At 33.6% G+C, this 2,200-nt stretch carries 3 protein-coding genes and 10 tRNA genes; 10 read left to right on the top strand and 3 right to left on the bottom strand.

Features of this window, described 5'->3' with window-relative positions; translation table 11 throughout:
• Window positions 1-69 precede the first annotated feature (69 nt).
• The 10 genes from OL66_RS00800 to OL66_RS00755 all read left to right on the top strand — a co-directional run bounded on the left by OL66_RS00800 (window position 70) and on the right by OL66_RS00755 (window position 1,010).
• Window positions 70-145, top strand: a tRNA-Thr gene (locus tag OL66_RS00800).
• Between the two features lie 7 nt (window positions 146-152).
• Window positions 153-228: transfer RNA gene (locus tag OL66_RS00795), tRNA-Lys, on the top strand.
• A 72-nt stretch (window positions 229-300) separates the two neighbouring features.
• Window positions 301-386: transfer RNA gene (locus tag OL66_RS00790), tRNA-Leu, on the top strand.
• A 4-nt stretch (window positions 387-390) separates the two neighbouring features.
• Window positions 391-466 (top strand) — tRNA-Ala (locus tag OL66_RS00785).
• A 38-nt stretch (window positions 467-504) separates the two neighbouring features.
• A tRNA-Met gene (locus OL66_RS00780) sits at window positions 505-581 on the top strand.
• Window position 582: 1 nt separating this feature from the next.
• Window positions 583-659 (top strand) — tRNA-Ile (locus OL66_RS00775).
• 7 nt (window positions 660-666) lie between these two features.
• Window positions 667-757: transfer RNA gene (locus tag OL66_RS00770), tRNA-Ser, on the top strand.
• Between the two features lie 17 nt (window positions 758-774).
• Window positions 775-851 (top strand) — tRNA-Met (locus OL66_RS00765).
• 5 nt (window positions 852-856) lie between these two features.
• Window positions 857-932: transfer RNA gene (locus OL66_RS00760), tRNA-Asp, on the top strand.
• A gap of 2 nt (window positions 933-934) precedes the next feature.
• Window positions 935-1,010, top strand: a tRNA-Phe gene (locus OL66_RS00755).
• A gap of 217 nt (window positions 1,011-1,227) precedes the next feature.
• Here OL66_RS00755 and OL66_RS00750 read toward each other — a convergent pair.
• From OL66_RS00750 to OL66_RS04540, 3 genes are read right to left on the bottom strand one after another with little or no spacing between them, the layout of a single operon-like run.
• Window positions 1,228-1,413, bottom strand: a complete 186-nt coding sequence (locus tag OL66_RS00750; protein WP_034172074.1) for a hypothetical protein — start codon at window positions 1,411-1,413, stop codon at window positions 1,228-1,230.
• 59 nt (window positions 1,414-1,472) lie between these two features.
• The gene (locus OL66_RS00745; protein WP_034172073.1) at window positions 1,473-1,739 is read right to left on the bottom strand and encodes a hypothetical protein; all 267 of its coding nucleotides are present in this window, start codon (window positions 1,737-1,739) and stop codon (window positions 1,473-1,475) included.
• An 11-nt stretch (window positions 1,740-1,750) separates the two neighbouring features.
• Entirely contained in the window at window positions 1,751-2,110 is a 360-nt protein-coding gene (locus OL66_RS04540; RefSeq protein ID WP_425319135.1) for a restriction endonuclease subunit S, read from the bottom strand.
• Window positions 2,111-2,200 lie beyond the last annotated feature (90 nt).

Raw genomic sequence — 2,200 nt, 5'->3', positions numbered from 1 at the left:
TCCCTCATCCTCTACCAAACAATTACTATCTTTTTTATTCTTTTTTTATAGAAAAACAATAATTTTATTGCCAAAATAGCTCAATAGGTAGAGCAACTGATTTGTAATCAGTAGGTTACGGGTTCGATTCCTGTTTTTGGCACCACTTTATTGTCCCGTTAGCTCAGCTGGTAGAGCACTTGACTTTTAATCAAGGTGTCGAAGGTTCGACTCCTTCACGGGATACCACTTTTTATTAATCTTTCTTTTTCTTTTTCTTTTTTTATTTTTATACAAAATACGAAAAATGTTTATATGTTTGCCTGGATGGTGGAATCGGTAGACACGTGGGACTTAAAATCCCATGGTTTATAGCCGTGTCGGTTCAAGTCCGACTCCAGGTACCATTTTGGGGCTTTAGCTCAGCTGGAAGAGCATCTGTCTTGCACACAGAAGGTCAGCGGTTCGATCCCGCTAAGCTCCACCATAAAAACATTAACATTAATATATTAATCTTAAAATGATGGCGGTGTAGCTCAGCTGGCGAGAGTGTACGGTTCATACCCGTGAGGTCGAGGGTTCGAATCCCTCTGCCGCTACCATGGACCTGTAGCTCAGCTGGTCAGAGCTACCGGCTCATAACCGGTTGGTCGTAGGTTCGAATCCTACCGGGTCCACCATTTTTTTGGAGGAATACCCAAGTCCGGTTGAAGGGGTCAGTCTTGAAAACTGAGAGGTCCGAAAGGACGCGGGGGTTCGAATCCCTCTTCCTCCGCCATCAATTAAATATTATACCGCGGGGTAGAGCAGTTTGGTAGCTCGTCGGGCTCATAATCCGAAGGTCATAGGTTCGAATCCTATCCCCGCAACCAAAATTGGTCCGGTGGTGTAGTGGTTAACATGCTTGCCTGTCACGCAGGAGATCGCGGGTTCAAGTCCCGTCCGGACCGCCATAGGCTCTGTAGCTCAGTCGGTAGAGCAGTGGCCTGAAGAGCCTCGTGTCGACAGTTCGATTCTGTCCGGAGCCACCATATTATTTTCTGATTTTATTTTTTTAACTATATCTTTCTTAAGCCAAATAAACAAATGAGTAGCCCCAAAAAGGCTACTTTTATCTTTTTATATTGTCTTTTATTAAATATTATAACTATTTTAAAATTATTTCCATATGAGACTACAGAATATAAAATTAAAACCACCTTTTGGGGTGGTTTTTTTATTAATATAAATTATAAATACAACTTAAAATTAACATTCGTCTACATTTTTGATTTGTTCCAAATGTCCTAAAAGTTCATTTTTTATTTTATCTATTTGTTTGATTGTTTTTTCTATTATTTCTTTAGTCTTAGGTTCTTTGGTTTGTTTTTCTAAATTTTCCAAATATGAAGGAAAATCTTGTAGATAAAAAAGTAGATCATTTTTACTTCCCATATAATATGGATTTGCATTCAGGACACAACTAAAATTATTAATTTCTTCTTGCTTTTGTATTAGAAAGTTATATAAATGGTTACATATAGTTTCGGTTTACACATCATTACAAAACAATTATTAGTGGCAAAAATAGTTTCATTGTGATAACAAATATTTTTTTGTTTTCCTCCTCTTGTAATTTTTACGCTATAAGATCCTGTATTATATTTATTACAATATTCCTTTTTTTGTCCTTTTCCTCCATGGGTCCATAAGTATTTGCCAGATGGTTCAGTTTTTTGATGTTCTCCGTGAATATTTTTAATTGTAAAATATTTTTGCAAAGAAATGTTACTTAAAAAAAATTTAATATATTGTTCAAAAAAAATTCTAAATCTTTGGTTTTAATATTTTTACCTTTTTTATTTAAGTTTTTTAAATTTTTAATGCCTTTTTGATTTTTTTGTAATAATTTATATAAAGTTTGATATTCTAAATCTTTTATATTTTTTGTATTTATAATAAAACAATTACTCAATGCCCAAAAAGTTTTTTCGTGATAATGAACATATCCGCTATCTCTTCCTATGGTTATAGTTCCTGCGTTTTGATTTGCTCTTTCACTTTTACCTTTTGAATATGTTTTTTTATTTCCTCCTATTATTGGGTATTTACCATTTGGACTTTTAGGAGGTTTTTTCTCTCCAGAATCAATTTTTATGAATTTATTTTTTTTATATTTGTTTTATTAGAAGACATTTTTTACCTCTCTTTTATGATTGAACTTTTTATAAATATATCTACA

This window comes from Chrysanthemum yellows phytoplasma (genome assembly GCF_000803325.1).
GTDB classification, from domain to species: domain Bacteria; phylum Bacillota_I; class Bacilli_A; order Acholeplasmatales; family Acholeplasmataceae; genus Phytoplasma; species Phytoplasma asteris.
This window is presented reverse-complemented; position numbering and strand designations above follow the sequence as displayed.